Origin of the sequence: Mesorhizobium sp. WSM4306, from assembly GCF_007003975.1 — a bacterium.
In the GTDB taxonomy this organism is placed as follows: domain Bacteria; phylum Pseudomonadota; class Alphaproteobacteria; order Rhizobiales; family Rhizobiaceae; genus Mesorhizobium.
The window spans coordinates 70,767-88,944 of record NZ_VFTC01000025.1; the positions used below are offsets into that span (position 1 = coordinate 70,767).

Consider the following 18,178-nt stretch of genomic DNA (forward strand, 5'->3'; position numbering starts at 1 on the left):
CTGACATAATTTCCCTCTATGGACGGAGAAATGATGACGCATCGAAGCCCAGCTGCCGGAAAACCGATCAAGACGGCGATCACCGACGAGGACGGCATCGACTTCGCCATCATCGAACTGTTCTTCTTTGCCTATCGTGATTTCACCTCCGACCCCGACCAGATCCTGGCCGATTACGGCTTCGGCCGCGCCCATCACCGGGTGCTGCATTTCGTCAACCGCCGGCCGGGGCTGACGGTCGCCGAACTGCTCGACGTGCTCAAGATCACCAAGCAGAGCCTGGCGCGGGTGCTCAAGCAGCTGATCGACACCGACCATATCGTGCAGTTGCAGGGCCCGCGCGACCGCCGCCAGCGTGAACTCTACCCGACGGCCAAGGGCCGCGCCCTGGCGCTGGCCCTGGCGCGGCCACAGTCACGCCGCATCCGTGCTGCATTGGAAGATTCCGGAGCCAGCGAGCGTCCCTTGATCGAAAGATTCCTGGAAGCCATGGTCAATCCGGAACTAAGGGCGCAGATCGACATTGTGCCTGCAAACATGTCAGGGAAAAGCCATGGAGACCATTGAGAGGGTGGACCAGCCGGCGGCGCCGGACGATGACGCGCCGCATCTGCTTGTGGTCGACGACGACACCCGCATCCGCAATTTGCTCAAGCAGTATCTGACCGAAAACGGCTTTCGCGTCACTGTCGCCGGAAATGCCGGCGAGGCCAGGCGCAAGCTCGCCGGGCTCGACTTCGACCTCCTCGTCCTCGACGTCATGATGCCCGGTGAAACCGGCGTCGACCTCACCAAGGCGCTGCGGGAGGAGAAGAACGTACCGATCCTGATGCTGACGGCGCTTTCGGAGACCGACAGCCGCATCACCGGGCTCGAGGCCGGCGCCGACGATTATCTGCCGAAGCCCTTCGACCCGCGCGAGCTGATCCTGCGCATCAACAACATCCTGCGCCGCGGCGGCCCGGCGGCCACGCCCAAGGTCGAGCAACTGGTCTTCGGGCCCTACACCTTCCAGATCGCCAGGCGCGAGTTGAAGCGTGGCGGCGAGGCGCTGAAGCTGACCGACCGCGAGCAGGAGATCCTGGCGATCTTCGCCGCACGCGCCGGTGAAACCATACCGCGCCATGAACTGGTCGGCGACGATTCCGAAGTCGGCGAGCGCACCATCGACGTCCAGATCAACCGGCTGCGCCGCAAGATCGAGCGCGATCCGTCCAACCCGGTTTGGCTGCAGACAGTGCGCGGCATTGGCTATCGACTCAGCGTGGAGTAGCTGCGCGTCGGCCGGGCGGTTTCAGTTGCGTACTGGCGCTCTGTGCCAGGCGATGGCATTCATCGCTTCATGTAAATGCGCTCGCTAATCAATTAGTTGCTTCTTAACCAGGTCGAGCGCATCCTCTCTGCCGGCTTGAGGAGCGATTTGCGCGTGGGCTTTTTCAGAATGCTTGTGATTTGCGCGATTGCGAGCGCAGGTGCCGGCGGTTTCGTCAAGGTCGTCGAATACTTGACCTTTACCCCACCACCGCCAGTCGTAGTCGACGCCCCGGTCCTTCTGAAGAAAGACCCGCCAAAGAAGCGAATATGGCGGCGAGCGCTGACGTAACTTCCGCACCGAGGACAGGACTGTCGGCAAAACTGGCGATCTTCGGCCTTTGCTACGCTGGTATCGCGGCTGGCCTGTTCCCTGAAACCTACCTCGCGGCACTGGGAACGCAGCGGCTGCGGGCTGGATTTCGGCGTTGCATTTTTAGATCCGCGGGATCATGAATACTTCGTGGGGGAAATGGGCGTCTCAGAAACGGTTACAGCGCGGCCTTTTCGTGTGACAACGACCGGCGTGGCCGCCCTTTGCATCGCGTATGTTGCTGTGGCTGTTGCGGTAGCACCGACAACCTACTTCGAGATGTTGACGCAATACACGCTCAAAAAATACTCGCTTGCTATCCCCGTACTTGCACTTTTCGGAATGGCAGGCGTGGCGGTGTTGTCGCGGCCTTCCTCGCCTTTGGCGTTCGTCCTGGAGAAACTGCGCGTCAGGGGCAAGGGCGTGTTGCTGATCACCGGAATGTTCATTCTTGGTGCGGCCGCGTTTTCCACACTTAAACATGTCACCCCGATCTATGTCGCCTTTTTTGCCGACCCATTCCTGGCGGACCTGGATGCTGCCATGCATATGGGCGATCCCTGGAAGGGCACGCACGCCATATTCCCCCGGGTGCTGGAGCCAGCTCTGTTCGTGCTCTACGGACCTGTCTGGTTTGTCCAAATGGTAGGCATGATACTTGTGGCGGCCTTCACGTCGGATCATGCACGTCGCGCTCGTTATTTGCTTTCGTTCCTTCTCGTTGCCATCATCCTCGGAAATGTCGCCAGGATCATCGGCTCCTCTGCCGGGCCGATTTTCTTCGAGAGGATCGTCGGTGATCCTCGCTTCGCCGACCTCATTTCGGCCCTCGACACGACCGCATCCGGCAGGGGGATGATCGCCACCTCAAACTATCTCTATTCATCCTACGCCCACGACCGTACGGTTTTTGGAACAGGCATAGCCGCAATGCCAAGTTTGCATGTAGCCGTGGCGCTTCTCAACGCGCTGTTCCTGTCTCAATTTGGCCGGTGGTGCAGATATTGGGGGTTGTTCTACTTCGCCGCCATCATGTTCGGATCCGTCTATTTCGGTTGGCACTATGCGATCGATGGTTATTTGGCGATCCTCGGTGCCGTAGTGATCTGGCGATATGTTGGGCGATTTGTTGGTGAGAAGGTGATCTCGCTGGAATAGGAGGTAGCCGGGTTCAATCGCGGTACGACCAAGCTCAGTCCATTTCGACCCGACGATCTTTCATAACGATCTGAAGCCCAGGCTGGGCGTTCGACAGCCGTCCTGCAATAGCCCAGATTATTGGCGTCAACAGCATGGAAGCGTATCCATCGACCGCGTAGTGCCAGGCCAAATGCACCGAGCCCAGCTGGATCGCGGCCAGAAACGCAATGCTCGCCCAGCGGAGTAAACGCCCAAAACGCCAGAGATAAATCGCGTTCAGGGTCGCGACAGCCACGTGCAGCGATGGAAAGGCTGAAATGCCGCTGCCCAAGCGTGGCCCATCGAGCCCGGCATTGGCCAGCAGATAATTTTGCGTACCCAGCGCCGAGACGGGATAGGTCAAGTTGGTCGTCTGAAGGTAGTCCATCAGGGGAGAAAACGTACCTTCGCCATAAAAGGGCATAACGAATGCTGGCCCAACTGAAGCGAAGGCCGCCGCCAAAACGTTACCTATCAACACCCAGGTAAGGACGAACGTGACCAGAAACTGGGAACGCAGCCGCCCGTTCCTCGTTGAAAAAGCGACGCAAAACAAAACGATGAAAACCTCAGCAAACCAAAGATTGTAGAGAATGTTCAGCGAAAAGGTCATAGGGCCAAAGCCAAGCACAGGATGAAAAAATCTCCATGCATCGACCCCGCCATGAATTGCCCTGTCGATCGCCACCAGGGGCGTGTCGGCGTAGAATGGTTGAATCTTGCTGATCCCTCCCTTGATGCTGGTGAACATCGAGAAAAAGAGCGGGATGACGAGCGCAATGGGCAGTCCGGCTGCAATTCGATCCGGCAGGTTGTTGGCCAGCATGAGATCCTTCATCGCACGTAACGGTTGCTCTGGCCGTTGAATAGTCAACCGAATCAAGACTACGGCAAGAAGGATCAGGGTTACGGTTGCCCCAAAAAACAAGAAATTTCTATTATATATTTTTAAGTTGATGGCGATTTTCCAATGCACCGCGGCAATAAGCGCGAGTAGAACATAGGTGATTACCGTCATAAGAAATGGTTGATTGGCGCGCCAAGCCTCCGAAGTGCTACGGACCGCTAGCCGCGCTATCGACATAGAAGAAATCTCCGGAACCAAGCGCTAGTTAAGCTGCTGCAGTATCCCCGAGCTGCCCGCCAGCGCCAGACTTGCATAAATCTGGAACGCTATCGTGCAGATCGCAGCCGCCGAAATTGGCACGCCGAAGGGCACGACGCCCTTGCGGTCCAAGTGCTGTACATAGACGCGAAACGCGCCCGCCGGCAGCATGAAAGGGTTTTTCACGATCGCCGCGGTGGCAAGGGCGAAAACCAACAGCAGCACCGAGAACACGGCTAGACCGCTTCCACCGGTCAGAAACGGAACGACCGCCATCAGCTTGACGTCGCCGGCTCCGACCTTGCGCATGATCCAGAAAGGAAAGAGCGCAACGAACAGCACAAGTCCGGCAATCGCACTCAATCCCATATCCCACCACGATCCGCTTGCCACAGAAACAAGCTGGAGCGATCCCAGCCCGAGGCAAAGCAGCAACAGCACTTCGCGGTTGGCTATCTTCTGGGTGACGAAGTCGAGCCAGGCGATCCTTGCCAGCAAAGGAACGGCGAGCGCTTTAAGCAGCAGCGATACGGCAAACAACATTCTACCGCTCGATGTTCTGCACGCTGGACGATAGCAGCTTCAGATTGTTGACCACGGTCGGATCATTGGGCGCCAGTTCGTAGGCCTTGAGGAAATTGCTGCGCGCGTCCTGCAGCTTGCCGCGCAGCAGATAGGAATAGCCGACATTGTTGTAATATTCGGGCGACGCTCCCATCAGCTTGAAAGCCCGGGCGTAAGCCCTGTCAGCTAGGTCGAAGCGGTGGATCCGGTCGCAGGAGGCGGCCAGCCCCATCCAGGCGCCACCATCATTGGGGGCAAGCTGCGTCGCCTTGAAGAACAAGGCGCCGGCATTGCCGTAATTTTCCGCGCGGAACTGGTTCTTGGCCTCGGCGACGGCCTGGTCCGAGGCGTAGTATTCAACATCGCCGACCGTCTTCAACCCGTCGAACGCATCGCCAAAGGACGTTACGTCGCCTTTCGACGGCTCGTTGGTGCGAACGACACCGTCCGCCCCGTTCGTCTGGCAGCCGACGAGCGCCGCCATGAACAGGCCGGCCACGACTGCAATTGGCCTTTTCATACAATCTCCCCGAGTCCCCCGACCCATATAGGACCAAAGCATATACGCAACTAGAAGAAAATGCCCTTCATGCGAATGATCACCGGCAGCATGATTACCATCATAACCACCGGAAAGATGCAAAGTCCCAGTGGAATCATCATTTTGACAGGCAAGGAATTGGCGCGCTCTTCCGCCTGCAGGATCCTCTGGCTACGCATTTCCGCGCTATAGACACGCAGGGCGTCGGTCAGGCTGGTGCCTAGTTCTTCCGACTGCCGGAACAGCACGGCCAGCGCCCGCGCCTCGTCAAGGCCAATGCGGTCAGCCAGTTCGCGAAGCCCTTCCCGAAGTGGCTTGCCGGCGCGCAGTTGCAGATTCATGATCGTGAGCTGAATTCCCAGCCATTTGTGCGTGGCCGCAAGTTCCTGGCTTACCCGTTCGACCGCGGCCTCTAGGCTCATACCGGCGTCGGCGCAAGTGATCATCATATCCATGAAATCAGGGAAGGCGCGACGATAGATCTGTTTTTGTGAATTCTCGAACCGGTCCAGCATGATGCTCGGAATGACGATGCAGCCCAACCCAAACAAGGCCGCGCCACCGAAAGTCATGAATCCCGGCAGCCGTGGCGGCAGCACCCACGACAGCAGGGCATACATGGCCAGAAAGCCTATACAAACGGCGCCGAGACGACAAAGCGTGTAGACGAGAGGCGCACCCGCTCGATAAAATCCAGCGCGGAAGAGTTTCGCCTCCAGAGCATTGGGCTCGGTGCGTTCTTTCTCGATCGACTTGAAGTAAGCGTCGACGGGCTTCTGCGCCGCGATCTTGGCGAGGCGGTCTCGTCCCAGGATCGATCGCGGATCGACAGAGCCTTCGCCCAATAGGCTGTCCACGACCAGCTTTCGCGTTTGCAGTGCCGGCAGGAAGACCAGTGCCGCAAACAGGAACAGCGCCACCGCCGACGCAAAGACTGCGATGGATACAAAAAAAGTCAGGTCGTCGGTGTTCGAAAACAGATTTATGATTCGCTCCTGTCAGAAATCGAAATTTACCATCCGATACATGATGAAGTCTCCCAACAGGGCCCAGCTTCCACAGATCACGAAAGCAGGCGTAATGAGAGGACTGCTCCAGACCTTGCCGTAGTAGCCGGGCGCGATCAGCCAGAGCGCCCCAAACATGACGAGCGGAAACAAGGAAATGATCCAGGCCGAGGCCCGGCCTTCGGCCGACAACGCCCTGATCTTCAACCGCAGTTTCTGGCGTTCCCGCAGCACGGTTGAGAGATTCGCCAGGATTTCGGTGAGATTGCCGCCGGTCCTCGCCTGAATGGAAAGGGACACCGATAGCAAATTGAGTCCCTCGAAGCCGACCCGTTGCGTTAATTTCCGCACGGCCTGCTCCATGCTGAGTCCGAAAGTAATCTCGTCGGCGACGATGCCGAATTCCGTGCCAAGCGGATCAGGTATCTCGCGGGCGACGAGACCTATCGCAACTGACGCAGGATGCCCTGCGCGCAATGAACGAACGATCATGTCCAGTGCATCGGGCAATTGCTTGGCGAATTTCTTGATCCGGCTGTTACGTGCCCGGCGCAAAACAAGCACAGGCAAGGCAAAGCCCACCACAAGAAAGATGATGAAGGCTGCCGGCGCCGCTACGTGCAGGAAAAGCCAGAGCAGCAAAGCCGACGCCAGGCCGGCCAGAAAAAACGACGCTGCGAAGGTCATCGGGTTTCCGGTGATGCCGGACTGGGTATAAAGCCTGTTCAGCGAGACAAAGCCGAAGACAAAATCTCCTGAATCGGTCAGGCCGCGTTCTCGCAGCAACCCTTGCAGGGTTTTTTCCGCGGGCGCTTCATCAGCGAGACGGCGCAGCCGATGGTTCACTGCCACTATGCGGGAGCGGCGACCGGCCAGAGAAAGGTAAAGGGCTTCGCCGGCAAGGATCACCGAAGCTGCCGCGAGCATGTAGATGAAATAAAGGAGCGATTGTCCGGTAAGCATCAGAGGGCGACCTGCGGGTTGAAGGCATCCTTGGCGAAATGGAGCCCCAGCGTTGCGGCCTCTGGCGCGAAGCGCGGACGGACACCGGTGGCGCGAAAATCCCCGATGATCATTCCATCCGCGGCTACATCGCGCCTCACGAAGTTATAGATTTCCTGCAGCTGGACGACATTGCCTTCCATGCCGGTAATCTCGGAAATCGACGTTACGCGCCTGCCGCCATCGGCGAGCCGCTGCGTCTGCACGATGATGTCGATGGCTGAAGCAATCTGCGCCCGGATGGATTCGTGCGTCATTGGCATGCCGGCCATGCCGACCATCTGCTCCAGACGAGAAATAGCGTCGCGAGGCGTGTTGGCATGGATAGTCGTCATCGACCCCTCATGGCCGGTGTTCATGGCCTGCAGCATGTCAAAGGCCTCCTCGCCGCGAACCTCGCCGACGATGATGCGGTCCGGCCGCATGCGAAGCGCGTTCTTCAGCAGTTCGCGTTGACGAACTTCGCCTCTGCCCTCGACATTCGGTGGCCGCGTCTCCAGACGGCCGACATGCGGCTGCTGCAGTTGCAGTTCCGCCGCGTCCTCGATGGTGATCAGGCGCTCCTTGGCGGGGATGTAGCTTGACAGCGCGTTGAGCAAGGTCGTCTTGCCGCTACCTGTGCCGCCCGAAACCAGGATCGACTTGCGTGCCTGGACGGCGATCCGCAGCAGCTCGATCATTGGCGGGCGAATCGAATTGAACGCCATCAGGCGCTCGAGCGAATAGGGATTCTTGGAGAATTTGCGGATCGACACCAGCGGGCCGTCTACAGAAATCGGTCGCACCGCGATGTTCACGCGCGAGCCGTCTGCCAGGCGAGCATCGACCATAGGCGCCGATTCATCGACGCGCCGACCGATAGCCGAGACGATCTTGTTGATGACCCGCAACAGATGCGCCTCGTCGCGGAAACGGATCGCAGTCTCCTCTATCACGCCGCGTCGCTCGATGAACACGCGCTCGTGCGTGTTGATGAGGATGTCGGTGATGGAATCGTCCTTGAGCAGCGGTTCGATCGGCCCGAGGCCCAGCATCTCGTCAGCGGTGTCGCTGGTCAGCTGGTCGAGCTCGCGGGCGTTTAACGGCACGGCACGAATGCGAACGAACTCGCGCACGATCGGGCGGATCTCGTTGAGGATCTGGTCCTTGGACGCTGTTTCAAGAGCCGACAGATTGAACCTGTCGATAAGGTGTCGATGCAGTTCGACCTTGAGCGTCAGAAAATCGTTGCCGTGCGGTTCGACTTCAGGCGGCGGGGCTGGTGCCAAAACGCTTGCCGGGAGCGTCGCAGGCTGCTGCGGCGCCTGCGGCTCACTCGGTCCCTTGATGAAGCGGCCCAACATTTTGCCCAGCCCTCTAAAATCCCCAGGCTGAAACTAAGCGTTAACCACGAGGGGCACAAGCGCCGAACAAGGTCAAGGCGACCGATACTTACAACATAGTTAAAAACGCCTTTCGGAAAAAGACGCTTCATCTTTCCTCAAAGCGTCCGTTCGCCGAACCTCACGGAACCTTTCGGCGCGCAACAAGCCGTGCACCTCCGGAAGCCATCTCTAACCCATTAGATATAAACGAATATGCAGGACAGCTAATTCATTTGCCCCGCCGCCGCACCGTGGCGGAATTGTGAATGAATGGTTAAGACGGCTTGAAAAATTAAACGAATCAAGCTCTTGTCGAAATTTAAGTGGCTTCTGATCAGGTATTCGAAGGTTAAGGAACTGTTAATCCGTTTGACTCTCCTTTTTGGCGCGACCTAGGATTGAGGTGACGGGGGATGCTTGGGTATGGGGTTCATCCTTGGCTCTGTCTCGTCGGGTTGAAACCTCCAGAGGGAGAAATTGACATGAAAAAGCTCATGACGATGACCCGGCAGTTCCGCGACGATGAAAACGGCGCTGCTATGGTCGAATATTCTATCCTGATCGGCATCATCGCAGTCGCCTCTATCGGCTTCATCATCGGTATCGGCGGGTGGGTTACGGGCCGCTTCACCGGCCTTTGCACCGCCATGGACGATTCCGGTATCGGATCTTGCGCCAGCGGCAGCGGTTCCTGATCGTTTGATCGGCATCAGGCCCGGGTTGTCCAAACCCGGGCCTGAATTCAGTCGTGGCGGGCGAATTCCCGCTCTATTGGCTTGGGGCTTGGGGTTATGCGCGCCAACACGCTTATTATGATAGTCCTCGCCGGCGTCTTCGGAGTGCTGGCGGTTGTGCTGATCAACATCTGGCTAGCAGGCCAGCGTACTGCCTTGGCTCAATCGAACGGCACAGGCAATACGATCGTTGTCGCGGCACTACCACTGAAGTTCGGCGACACATTGAGCGCCGACAAGTTGCATGAGATAGCCTGGCCCGCGGGCGCAGTCCCGGCTGGCGCGTTCAAGACGACCAAGGAAGCCTTGGCCGGCAGCGGCGCAAGGCAGGCACTGCAGGCGATCAGCACCAACGAGCCGATCCTCGCCACCAAGATCACCGGTCCAGGCCAGCGCGCCACGCTTTCGGCCGTCCTTGGCGAAGGCATGAAGGCCGTATCCATCAGGGTTAACGACGTGCTCGGAGTCGCCGGCTTCGTCTTCCCGGGTGACCGGGTTGATGTGCTGCTGACGCGCACGGTGCGCGGCGATGACGGTGCCGACAAGAGTTTTGTCGACGTTCTGCTGCAGAGCATGAAAGTGCTTGCCGTCGACCAGGTCGCTGACGTGAACAAGGACAACCCGACGGTGGTCAAGTCGGTGACGCTCGAAGCCAGCACAAAGGACGCGCAGAAACTGACGCTCGCCGCCGGCGCGGGGCAGTTGTCTCTTGCACTGCGCCAAGCCGCCGCCAACAAGGGCGAGACGACCGAACGTGTCACGCTGTCCGACCTGACCGGCGACACGCCGGACGATGTCGCAAAGAGGCAGGCCGAACTGGACAAGCAGGCCGCAGCCGACGCTGCAGCCGCCGCCGAACGCCAGCGCGCGGCTGACAAGATCGCCGGATTGGAAAAGGCCGTGGACAGGGTGGGAAACCAGCTCGACCAGTTGAGCAAGGTCAAGCCGGTTCCGGCCGTGGTGACGGCACCCGCATCGAACGAAGTCGTAAAGGAAGTTATCAAGTATTTGGAGCCGGCACCGCCGAAGAATGTTACAGTGGGCGTGTTTCGCGGCGTGAAGCTCGAATCATATGACGTGCCGCGACAACCATAAAAGGACGCGCGGCGAAGCGAGGGCTGCCTCTGGCAGCGGTTTGGGAGATGGGGATGCAGGGGTTTTGGATGAGGGTAGCGGCGGCCGCGCTGTTCTGTTTGGCTGCGCTGCTGACGTCGAGCCTTGGGGCTGAAGCAGCCGACCGCTTCATCGACGTATCGAACCCGAGCGTCCATCGCGTCTTCCTGCCGATGTCACAGTCGGTGACGCTCCAGGTGAGCGCCAATCTCGGCGATATCGTTGTCGGCGACGAGAAGATCGCCGATGCCCAGCCGATGACTGACCGGACGCTCTATGTCATCGGTAAGAGCGCCGGCACCACCACGGTCAATCTCTTCTCCCCGGAAAAGCGCTCGCTCGGCGTCATCCAGATCGAAGTCGGCGTCGACGTCAGTGACATGGCGCAGGCGATCCGCCAGGTGGCGCCCAGGGCGCGCATCGAGATCGGTTCGATCAACGGCAAGGTCAGGCTTGGCGGCCACGTCAAGGATGGCGCCACGCTGGCGTCGATCCTTGAGGTGGTACAGCAGTATGGCCCCGACGCCATCATAAATTCCGTCATCGTCGACGACAGCCAGCAGGTGAATCTCGAGGTCCGCGTGCTGGAGGCCAAGCGCAACGCCGGCCGCGATCTCGGCGTGTCGATCAAGAGCAAGAACAGCAGCGGCACAACCCGTGTTGGAACAGGCATTGCTACAGTCGACAAGGACGGAGAAGAGCTCGGCCCGGGCGGCCTGCTCAGCGGCCTCTTGTCGGGCAGCAATCCATTTGCGGCTTTGATCACCCGGGTTATCGACAGCAACATCAAGGTCGACCTGATTATCGAAGCACTCGAGGCCAAGGGGGTGGTGCGCACGCTGGCTGAACCCAATCTCACCACGCTGTCCGGCGAGCCGGCCAGCTTCAACGCCGGCGGCGAAGTGCCCATCCGTGTCATCGGCACCGATGGCGAGGTAACCATCACGTACAAGCAATTCGGCGTTAATCTGCTGTTCACGCCGGTCGTACTCGACGACGGCAAGATCCATATGAAGCTGGCGCCGGAGGTGAGTGACCTGACCGGCTTCACGACCGCCGGCGACCCGATCTTCACCAACCGCAAGCTTGATACCGTCGTCGAACTGCGCGATGGCCAGAGCTTCGCGGTCGGAGGGCTGCTGTCCAGCAAGACCACCAAGCTGCAGGAACAGGTGCCATGGCTCGGCCAGGTGCCGGTCATCGGCACGCTGTTCCGCAATTCGAGCAACCAGAAGGAAGAGACCGAACTTGTGGTCATCGTGACGCCGCACGTGGTGCGGCCGGTTAAGCCCGGCGAACAGCTGGCGACGCCGTTCGACAAGACGCGGCCGGCCAACGATCCGGAGTTCTTCGTGCTCGGTCAGCTCGAGGTGAACAAGGACATGATCCGCAAATATGAAACGGGCGACGGCGTCACCGGCCCCTATGGCCACATGCTGGACTTCAAATCGAAGGACAAGATGCTCTATGTCAAGAAATAGCGCCTTGATCCTCATTCTGTGCGCCGGTGCACTATCGGGCTGCGCCGCCGACTATCTGAACCACTACGACACGGTGACCCTGGCCGCCGGCGACACGCAGAAATTCAATTCGCTGGCGCAGACGGTCGATCCGTTCAATCCGAACGCGAAGAACACACATATCGAAGGCGACGGCACGCGGGCTGCGCTTGTTGCCCGCAACTACAAATTTCCACCACCACCACCGCCACCGCCTGCGATCACGGTCAATGTCGGCGGGGCGGTGACCAACGGAGCAAATTGAACAGAAGGATGCGGTCGCGATGCGCCGGGTGAGCGAGGGGCCTGGTGCAAGGAAGCAGAGAGTAAGGTCATGTTGGGGACCATTAGGGCGTTCTGGAACGATCAACGCGGCATAGCGATGATCCTTGTCGCAATCATGCTGCCTGTGCTGGTTGGCTTCGCATTGTTGGCCATCGATATGAGTCGGGCCTACGGACTGCACAATGATCTTCAGAAGGGCGTCGATGCGCTTGCGCTTGCCACGGCTGCGGAACTGGATGGCAAGCCGGAGTCGATTGTCAGAGCCGAGCGGGCGGCGGCCAACCTCCTGACCGGACAGACAACCAAGTTTTCGACCGCAGGCGATCACACGCTTGCCCGGTCTGACGTGACCATTACTTACCTGACCGGCATTCCCGCCAGCGACGACACCAGGTTAGACGCTGCCGGCGTCGACTCGAACGGCAAGGACTGGTCGAGCACCGACGCCACAGCCGTGTCTTTCTCCTTGGTGACGGTGAATGCTTCCGGCTTGGCGGACGGTGCTGGCGCCTTCGCAACGATCTTTCCAGCAGCCTTTATCGGCAGCAACGACACCATGGACATCCGGCCCCAGGCCGTGGCCGGCTTCGTTCAGTCGATCTGCGAAACCGTCCCGCTATTCATGTGCAACCCGTTCGAGACTAAAGACCCGTTGACCAGCAAAACCATCCAGCAAGCTTTCGCATCGGGTGATACGTATGGTCGCGAATTTCGCATCCTGAAGGCCGGCAGCGAACCTGGCCCCGGTAATTTTGGTCTGCTCGACAACAGCCTGACCTCGCTGCGCGATGCCATCGCGATGGGAACGGCTGGCACTTGCTACAATCGAGATGCGATCACGACGAAAACCGGCGTCACCTTGGGTGCGGTCAACACTGGACTTAATACCAGGTTCGATCTCTACAGCGGCTCTCTGAGCAAGTATAACAAGGACTGGGCATACCGGCCGTCGAGCAATGTTCGCAAAGGCCAGAAGACCGGCTGCAGCAAATATGATCCCGTCGCGGATAATACTGCGCTGCCCCTCCCTCCTGGGACCAACTACGTCGAAGCGAATGGCATGTCGGACAAGATCACGGCGCAAAGCTTCTGGACCAGCTACTGGACCATAAATCATGGGACGGCATATCCAAATGTCCCAAGCGCCACCAACCCGACCGGCACCACTTCCGCTCCGGCTTCCAGATATGACGTCTATAAATACGAGATTGCGAACGGGCTCGTCGGGGACAAGTCCCAGGCGCCGACAAAGGAAACTGGAACGCCGTCTTGCTACAAGGGCGACAACCCCACCTCGGACCCCGATCGCCGTCTGCTCAACATGGCAATCGTCGATTGCTTTGCCAATACAGCCAAGATCAACGGTCACATCCAGATCAAGCCGTCTGGCTATGCAAGCGTGTTCGTGAACACTCCGGTTCAGAAGCAGGATAATACCAAAGACCCCGAGGACCCTTCGGCTGGTGAGAAGCCCATCAGCCTGGAGATCGTCGACGTCGATGGAGGGTTTGCCAACAACACCCTTGTCGACAAAGCATTCCGCAACGAAGCCCAGTTGTATCGGTAGTGTCGACATGACCAGGTTGGGCAAAATCATCCGGCGGTTCCAGGGCGACGAAAGGGGCGCCGCCTTGGTGGAAGTCGCGATCACCGCACCATTCGTATTGCTGCTGTCGGCCGGTGTGTTTGAATTCTCCAACATTCTGAACACGCGCCTGCTCCTTGCAGCAGGAGTCGAGGATGCGGCCCGCTATATGGCGCGATGCAGTAGCGACTGGGACACTTGCAAAGGGCGCGCGCAAAACCTTGCTGCCAATGGGGCGGTCGTTGGCGGCAGTGCCAGAGTGGCTGACTGGCTTCCAGCGACAGTTGACATTACCCCAACATCCACGCTTGCGACCGACGTATCGGGCACGCAGCTTTATCTTAGCAACAAGAGCACGGTCGATGTCGTAAACGTCAGTACGAGCTATTCCTATCAGGACGTCGGCTTCTTGTCGTATCTAGGCTTTGGTGCTCTTTCCCTCAGTGTCTCCCATCAAGAACGAGTCATCGGATGGTGACGGGAAGCCGAAGGATTTGCGCCGAGCAGTCGGGCACCGCGATGGTCGAAATGGCCATCGCCCTGCCATTGCTATTGACGCTTCTGCTCGGCTTCGTCGATTTCGGCTATGCTTTTTACCAGTGGAATTCTGGAAACAAAGCTGTGCAGGCCGGCGCAAGACTGGCGCAGATTTCTACCCCTGTAGCACTCGGCCTTCCGTCTGAGACGCTAACGCAGAGCGATGTAACCAAAGTCGGAATCGCCGTGCCGCCCGGCACATATGATTATGTCTGCACAGCAAGCACAGCAGGCGTCGCTTGCTGCAGTGTCGGAGGAGGCTTGTGCCAAGCCTCCAATGCGAGCCAAACATCGTTCGACGCGATCTATGACGGCACGGCCACCCGTGCCGGAATGCACGACTACCTGCCGATGCTTGAGAAATCGCAGGTGCGGATCGAATATGCCGCCTCCGGCCTTGGCTACTGGACGCGCCCCAGTGGGCCAGTGCCGACCGTGACGGTCAGCATCACCAATCATCCGTTTCAGTTTTTCTTCCTGGCCGGCCTGCTCGGATTCGGAAACATCACCATGCCCTCCATGCTGAGCACGGTTACGGGCGAAGACATGAAGAGCACGTGGACATCACCATGAACGCCATCAACACCAAGGTTACTCCGACCAAGCGAAAGCAGGTGGCGCTGTTCTCGTCGGATGCGAATTTCAAGCGCGAAGTGGCGACGCGGCTCGACGCTCTGGCAATCTACGATGTCAGGGTTTCCGAGACCGGCGACTTCCTTAGAGGTCCGCCCGTGGACACGCGCCCGGGCATCGTCATCCTCGACCTCGGCAATGGCGAGTTGCTCGGCAGGCCCGACATCGTCGAAGCGCGCGCCCTTTGGGCAACCGTGCCGCTGATCGCGGTCTCCGATGAGCTGTCGTCGGAGCAGACGCGCGTGCTGGTGCGCATGAACGCTTCCGACTGGCTGCACAAGCCGCTCGACGGCAAGGAACTGCTGAACGCCGTGACCTTCCACGACACCGGCAACCAGGGAACGAAAAGCCGCATCATCACCTTCATCAGCGCCAGCGGCGGCGCCGGCGCGACGACGCTCGCACTGTCGGCGGCGGAGCACCTCGCGTCGAAATCGAAGGAACGCGGGGCTTCTACCTGCCTGGTCGATCTCGATTTCCAGAGCGCCAATTGCGGCGCCTATCTCAACCAGTTCAATCAGTTCGACCTCGGCGGCATCATCGGCCAGCCGGAGAGGCTCGACGTCGAGCTGATGGATGTCATCAAGCTCTCGCGTCCGTCCGGGCTGACACTCTATTCCTTCGAGAGGCCGCAATTGCCTTTCGAACCGCAAGGCAGTGATTTTGTCTTCCGGCTCCTGGACCTCGTCGCCTACCGGTTCGACGACATCGTCATCGACCTGCCGAACATCGAGACGCCCTGGCACCATTCCGTGCTGTCGACGAGCGATGAGATCTTCATCGTCTTCGAACTCAACGTCGCCTCGCTGCGGCAAGGCAAGCGGCTCTACAAGAAGATCCGTGAGTTGCGTGGCAATGCTGTCAGCATCACGCTGGTCGCCAACAAGCACAAGCGCAAATGGTTCGGGAACCACTTTTCGCGCAGCGAGCTCGAAAAGATCTTCAAGGCGCCGCACATCAAATCGGTCGCGCTGGACAATGCGCTTCTGGCCGATGCGTTGAACCGTGCTATCCTGCCCGCCGAGGTGGATGGGCGTGCGCGCTTCAACAAGGACCTGAAGCGGATGTTCAAAGAGCGGCTTGATGACGCTGCCAAATAGGTATCGGCCAGGTAGGTATCGGCTCGTCCCGGGATTGGCCTGCGTCATGGGCATGGCGCTGGCGATGTCGGTCCAGGATTTCGCCAGCGCGCGATCGGCACTTTCGGACCGGCCGCCGCTGCCGGCAATGGGCCCCAGCCTGCGCAAGACTGTCGTCTTTGAAACCACGGAACAACCCGGAACGATCGTTATCCGCAAGGGCGAGAAAGCGCTTTATCTGGTGACCCGACAAGGCCAGGCGCTTCGCTATCAGATCAGCGTCGGCCGCGACGGATTTGGCTGGACCGGGGTCGTCAAGGTGGGGGCCAAGACCGAATGGCCGGAATGGCGCCCACCCCGCGAAATGCGCGCCCGCCAGCCGGAGCTGCCGCAAATGGTGCCTGCCGGTCCCTACAATCCACTCGGCGCCAGGGCGCTCTATCTGCTTCGGGACGGGCGTGACACGCTCTATCGGATACACGGAACCAACGATCCGTCAGGGGTCGGCTTCGACGGAACATCGGGGTGTTTTCGCCTTACCAACACCGATGTGATCGATCTCTTCAAACGCGTCGCGATCGGCGCAAAGGTGGTGGTTCAATGACGATGATCAGCGAACCGGACATGCCGGCAATCGAGATTGGGACAGCAACCCGCGTTGGAGAGCAGGCTGCCGTTGGGAAACCGAGCGACAAAAGCATTATCGGCGCGGTCATCATCGGCACGTCCGTGCTCACCCTAGTGAACATAATAGCCGCGGTTTATCTTTACCGCGGCATCAGCGATATGCGCTTTTTGGAAGCGCGCCTGGAACAACTCGGGACGTTCGAACAACGAATCGGGGGCCGGCTGGACACGGTCAACAACGGTTTTCAGAGCCGATTTGAAAAACTCGACAGTCAACTGCAGAGCAGCTTCGGTGAGATCAACAGGAGCATAGCCCGGCTGGAACAGAACCGGCCCCTTGCCCGTGACGACGTCATGTCGAGCGCAGCGGAACCTTCCGTCGACACGACCAGCAGCATGGCGGAGGCACCCGCCGTTCTCGATGCTGAAGGCGCGACCGAGCCCAGCGTTGTCGATGCGCCGCGTCCGCCGAAAAACAGGATCGCGAACGCAGCGCCTGCCCCAAGCCCAAACTACCAGCGCATAGAACAGGCCGACGGCAAGGTTTACTACCGAAAGATCAACTAGCGCTGGAAGACGTGAGCTGCCCTAGTATTCTCGCTGCAGAGCAACAAGCCGCGCGGCCAAAGCTTCGGACCGCTGGCGGCTTTCGCTTAGGAAGGCAACATGACAGTAGGCGCATGCTGTCAGACCCAGAAGCAGCACGAGGCTGTTCTTCAAGGTGAAATCGACCATTAGCGAGAATGGTAGGCCCCCGGGGACCGTGAACGCGGCGATCGTGCTCGCTGTTTCGGAATGACTGGTGGCGGCGATCATCAAACCGGCGAAAATCAGGGCGACGTGGTTTGCAAGGAAGAAGAAGGCCGCCGACTTTCTTGTGCGGCACGCCGTCCAGCAAACGATCGACGCGGCGGCCAGGATGGAGGCATCAACCACCATCGACGATCCCAGATAGACATCGATCTGTTGCCAGAACATCGTCGACAGCGGCCTTAGTTCAAGCCAGATCCGCCACATTGTGGGACTGGCCGGATAAGCCCCCAGCAAGAAGGCCGCCATGCGCTCCCCTGCCAAAATCAGCAGGATCAGAGCTGGGAATGCAAAGAGCATTATCGATTTGCGCTTCATGTCACCCTCGACAATCTGACATTCAAGATAGATTGCATAGATTGAGCGAGGCTTAACGGAGCGTTGGCGGTCCCGCGGCAGCGCAGCCAGTTGCGAATGGCAGCCTGCATGTCAGAAAGAGCCATTCGCCATCAGTTGTTTTGGCTGAGCACGAGTGTCACCACCTTCGGCTCGACTCGTTGCAGACATCGTTCCGGAATATTGGGCCACATCGCCTTGGCGCATCCCTCGTCTTCGCTCGGCGCCAGCGCAAGCCAGCGTTCTGATTTAAGGGCTTGCTCGGTCGTCGACAGGAATACCTGTGTAGCCAATGCAGTCGCCATGGACACCTGGACGAAGATAAGGGCGTAAGCAAATCGTCTGATCATCCGCTCGAAACGCCCAGTCCACGAAGTGGTTCCAACGCAACGCGCCGGTGAACGCCTGATCACGTTTCTTGCGACCACGTGCGTGCTGGTCATCGGCCGCCATGCCACGGCTGTTCCAGAACGGCTCGGCGTGGAATAGAATGCCACCCGATGGTCGCCGTTTGGCCATAGACGAGTGCCATCGACGAGCGACCAGCGGAAGGA

General features: G+C 59.2%; 22 protein-coding genes. 13 read left to right on the plus strand and 9 right to left on the minus strand.

Features of this window, described 5'->3' with window-relative positions; translation table 11 throughout:
- Window positions 1–33: 33 nt before the first annotated feature.
- Entirely contained in the window at window positions 34–567 is a 534-nt protein-coding gene (locus FJV77_RS24780; protein ID WP_142869263.1) for a MarR family transcriptional regulator, read from the plus strand.
- Window positions 554–1,273, plus strand: coding sequence for a response regulator transcription factor (locus FJV77_RS24785; protein ID WP_142869214.1), 720 nt, complete (start codon window positions 554–556; stop codon window positions 1,271–1,273). The genes FJV77_RS24780 and FJV77_RS24785 overlap by 14 nt, the downstream gene beginning before the upstream one ends.
- Window positions 1,274–1,357: 84 nt before the next feature.
- On the opposite strand, the gene FJV77_RS24790 is transcribed toward FJV77_RS24785, so the two are convergent.
- Window positions 1,358–1,633 (minus strand): hypothetical protein, encoded by a 276-nt coding sequence (locus FJV77_RS24790; protein ID WP_142869215.1) that lies wholly within the window; start codon window positions 1,631–1,633, stop codon window positions 1,358–1,360.
- A gap of 189 nt (window positions 1,634–1,822) precedes the next feature.
- On the opposite strand from FJV77_RS24790, the gene FJV77_RS24795 reads away from it, so the two are divergent.
- Window positions 1,823–2,782: a phosphatase PAP2 family protein gene (locus FJV77_RS24795; protein WP_185970418.1), complete on the plus strand. Its 960-nt coding sequence runs from the start codon at window positions 1,823–1,825 to the stop codon at window positions 2,780–2,782.
- Between the two features lie 34 nt (window positions 2,783–2,816).
- Here the strand turns inward: FJV77_RS24795 and FJV77_RS24800 are convergent, their stop codons facing one another.
- From FJV77_RS24800 to FJV77_RS24825, 6 genes are all read right to left on the minus strand, one after another.
- On the minus strand, window positions 2,817–3,821 hold the full coding sequence (locus FJV77_RS24800) for a phosphatase PAP2 family protein (RefSeq protein WP_185970419.1): 1,005 nt from the start codon (window positions 3,819–3,821) through the stop codon (window positions 2,817–2,819).
- A 90-nt stretch (window positions 3,822–3,911) separates the two neighbouring features.
- Window positions 3,912–4,451, minus strand: coding sequence for a prepilin peptidase (locus FJV77_RS24805; RefSeq protein WP_142869218.1), 540 nt, complete (start codon window positions 4,449–4,451; stop codon window positions 3,912–3,914).
- A 1-nt stretch (window position 4,452) separates the two neighbouring features.
- On the minus strand, window positions 4,453–4,992 hold the full coding sequence (locus FJV77_RS24810; RefSeq protein ID WP_142869219.1) for a tetratricopeptide repeat protein: 540 nt from the start codon (window positions 4,990–4,992) through the stop codon (window positions 4,453–4,455).
- A 50-nt stretch (window positions 4,993–5,042) separates the two neighbouring features.
- The gene (locus tag FJV77_RS24815; protein WP_142869220.1) at window positions 5,043–5,993 is read right to left on the minus strand and encodes a type II secretion system F family protein; all 951 of its coding nucleotides are present in this window, start codon (window positions 5,991–5,993) and stop codon (window positions 5,043–5,045) included.
- Window positions 5,994–6,011: 18 nt separating this feature from the next.
- Window positions 6,012–6,983 carry a type II secretion system F family protein gene (locus FJV77_RS24820; RefSeq protein ID WP_142869221.1) on the minus strand — a complete coding sequence of 324 codons (972 nt, stop codon included), beginning with the start codon at window positions 6,981–6,983 and terminating at the stop codon, window positions 6,012–6,014.
- Entirely contained in the window at window positions 6,983–8,365 is a 1,383-nt protein-coding gene (locus tag FJV77_RS24825) for a CpaF family protein (protein WP_142869222.1), read from the minus strand. Before FJV77_RS24825 ends, FJV77_RS24820 begins: the two co-directional genes overlap by 1 nt.
- Window positions 8,366–8,868: 503 nt before the next feature.
- On the opposite strand from FJV77_RS24825, the gene FJV77_RS24830 reads away from it, so the two are divergent.
- The 10 genes from FJV77_RS24830 to FJV77_RS24875 all read left to right on the plus strand — a co-directional run bounded on the left by FJV77_RS24830 (window position 8,869) and on the right by FJV77_RS24875 (window position 17,045).
- On the plus strand, window positions 8,869–9,081 hold the full coding sequence (locus FJV77_RS24830; RefSeq protein WP_142869223.1) for a Flp family type IVb pilin: 213 nt from the start codon (window positions 8,869–8,871) through the stop codon (window positions 9,079–9,081).
- 96 nt (window positions 9,082–9,177) lie between these two features.
- Entirely contained in the window at window positions 9,178–10,215 is a 1,038-nt protein-coding gene (gene cpaB / locus FJV77_RS24835; protein ID WP_142869224.1) for a Flp pilus assembly protein CpaB, read from the plus strand.
- A 53-nt stretch (window positions 10,216–10,268) separates the two neighbouring features.
- Window positions 10,269–11,714, plus strand: coding sequence for a type II and III secretion system protein family protein (locus FJV77_RS24840; RefSeq protein ID WP_142869225.1), 1,446 nt, complete (start codon window positions 10,269–10,271; stop codon window positions 11,712–11,714).
- Between the two features lie 4 nt (window positions 11,715–11,718).
- Window positions 11,719–11,997 carry a hypothetical protein gene (locus FJV77_RS24845; protein ID WP_246691377.1) on the plus strand — a complete coding sequence of 93 codons (279 nt, stop codon included), beginning with the start codon at window positions 11,719–11,721 and terminating at the stop codon, window positions 11,995–11,997.
- 69 nt (window positions 11,998–12,066) lie between these two features.
- Window positions 12,067–13,584 carry a pilus assembly protein TadG-related protein gene (locus FJV77_RS24850; protein WP_142869227.1) on the plus strand — a complete coding sequence of 506 codons (1,518 nt, stop codon included), beginning with the start codon at window positions 12,067–12,069 and terminating at the stop codon, window positions 13,582–13,584.
- A gap of 7 nt (window positions 13,585–13,591) precedes the next feature.
- Complete coding sequence (locus FJV77_RS24855; RefSeq protein ID WP_185970420.1) at window positions 13,592–14,080, plus strand: TadE/TadG family type IV pilus assembly protein; 489 nt, start codon at window positions 13,592–13,594, stop codon at window positions 14,078–14,080.
- Window positions 14,074–14,712 (plus strand): TadE/TadG family type IV pilus assembly protein, encoded by a 639-nt coding sequence (locus FJV77_RS24860; RefSeq protein ID WP_142869229.1) that lies wholly within the window; start codon window positions 14,074–14,076, stop codon window positions 14,710–14,712. The genes FJV77_RS24855 and FJV77_RS24860 overlap by 7 nt, the downstream gene beginning before the upstream one ends.
- Window positions 14,709–15,872 carry an AAA family ATPase gene (locus FJV77_RS24865; RefSeq protein ID WP_142869230.1) on the plus strand — a complete coding sequence of 388 codons (1,164 nt, stop codon included), beginning with the start codon at window positions 14,709–14,711 and terminating at the stop codon, window positions 15,870–15,872. Before FJV77_RS24860 ends, FJV77_RS24865 begins: the two co-directional genes overlap by 4 nt.
- On the plus strand, window positions 15,856–16,455 hold the full coding sequence (locus FJV77_RS24870; protein WP_142869231.1) for a L,D-transpeptidase: 600 nt from the start codon (window positions 15,856–15,858) through the stop codon (window positions 16,453–16,455). Before FJV77_RS24865 ends, FJV77_RS24870 begins: the two co-directional genes overlap by 17 nt.
- Window positions 16,452–17,045: a hypothetical protein gene (locus FJV77_RS24875; RefSeq protein ID WP_142869232.1), complete on the plus strand. Its 594-nt coding sequence runs from the start codon at window positions 16,452–16,454 to the stop codon at window positions 17,043–17,045. Before FJV77_RS24870 ends, FJV77_RS24875 begins: the two co-directional genes overlap by 4 nt.
- A gap of 21 nt (window positions 17,046–17,066) precedes the next feature.
- Here FJV77_RS24875 and FJV77_RS24880 read toward each other — a convergent pair whose 3' ends face one another.
- Window positions 17,067–17,606 carry a hypothetical protein gene (locus FJV77_RS24880; protein ID WP_142869233.1) on the minus strand — a complete coding sequence of 180 codons (540 nt, stop codon included), beginning with the start codon at window positions 17,604–17,606 and terminating at the stop codon, window positions 17,067–17,069.
- 131 nt (window positions 17,607–17,737) lie between these two features.
- Window positions 17,738–18,121 carry a hypothetical protein gene (locus tag FJV77_RS33070; protein ID WP_246691378.1) on the minus strand — a complete coding sequence of 128 codons (384 nt, stop codon included), beginning with the start codon at window positions 18,119–18,121 and terminating at the stop codon, window positions 17,738–17,740.
- Window positions 18,122–18,178 lie beyond the last annotated feature (57 nt).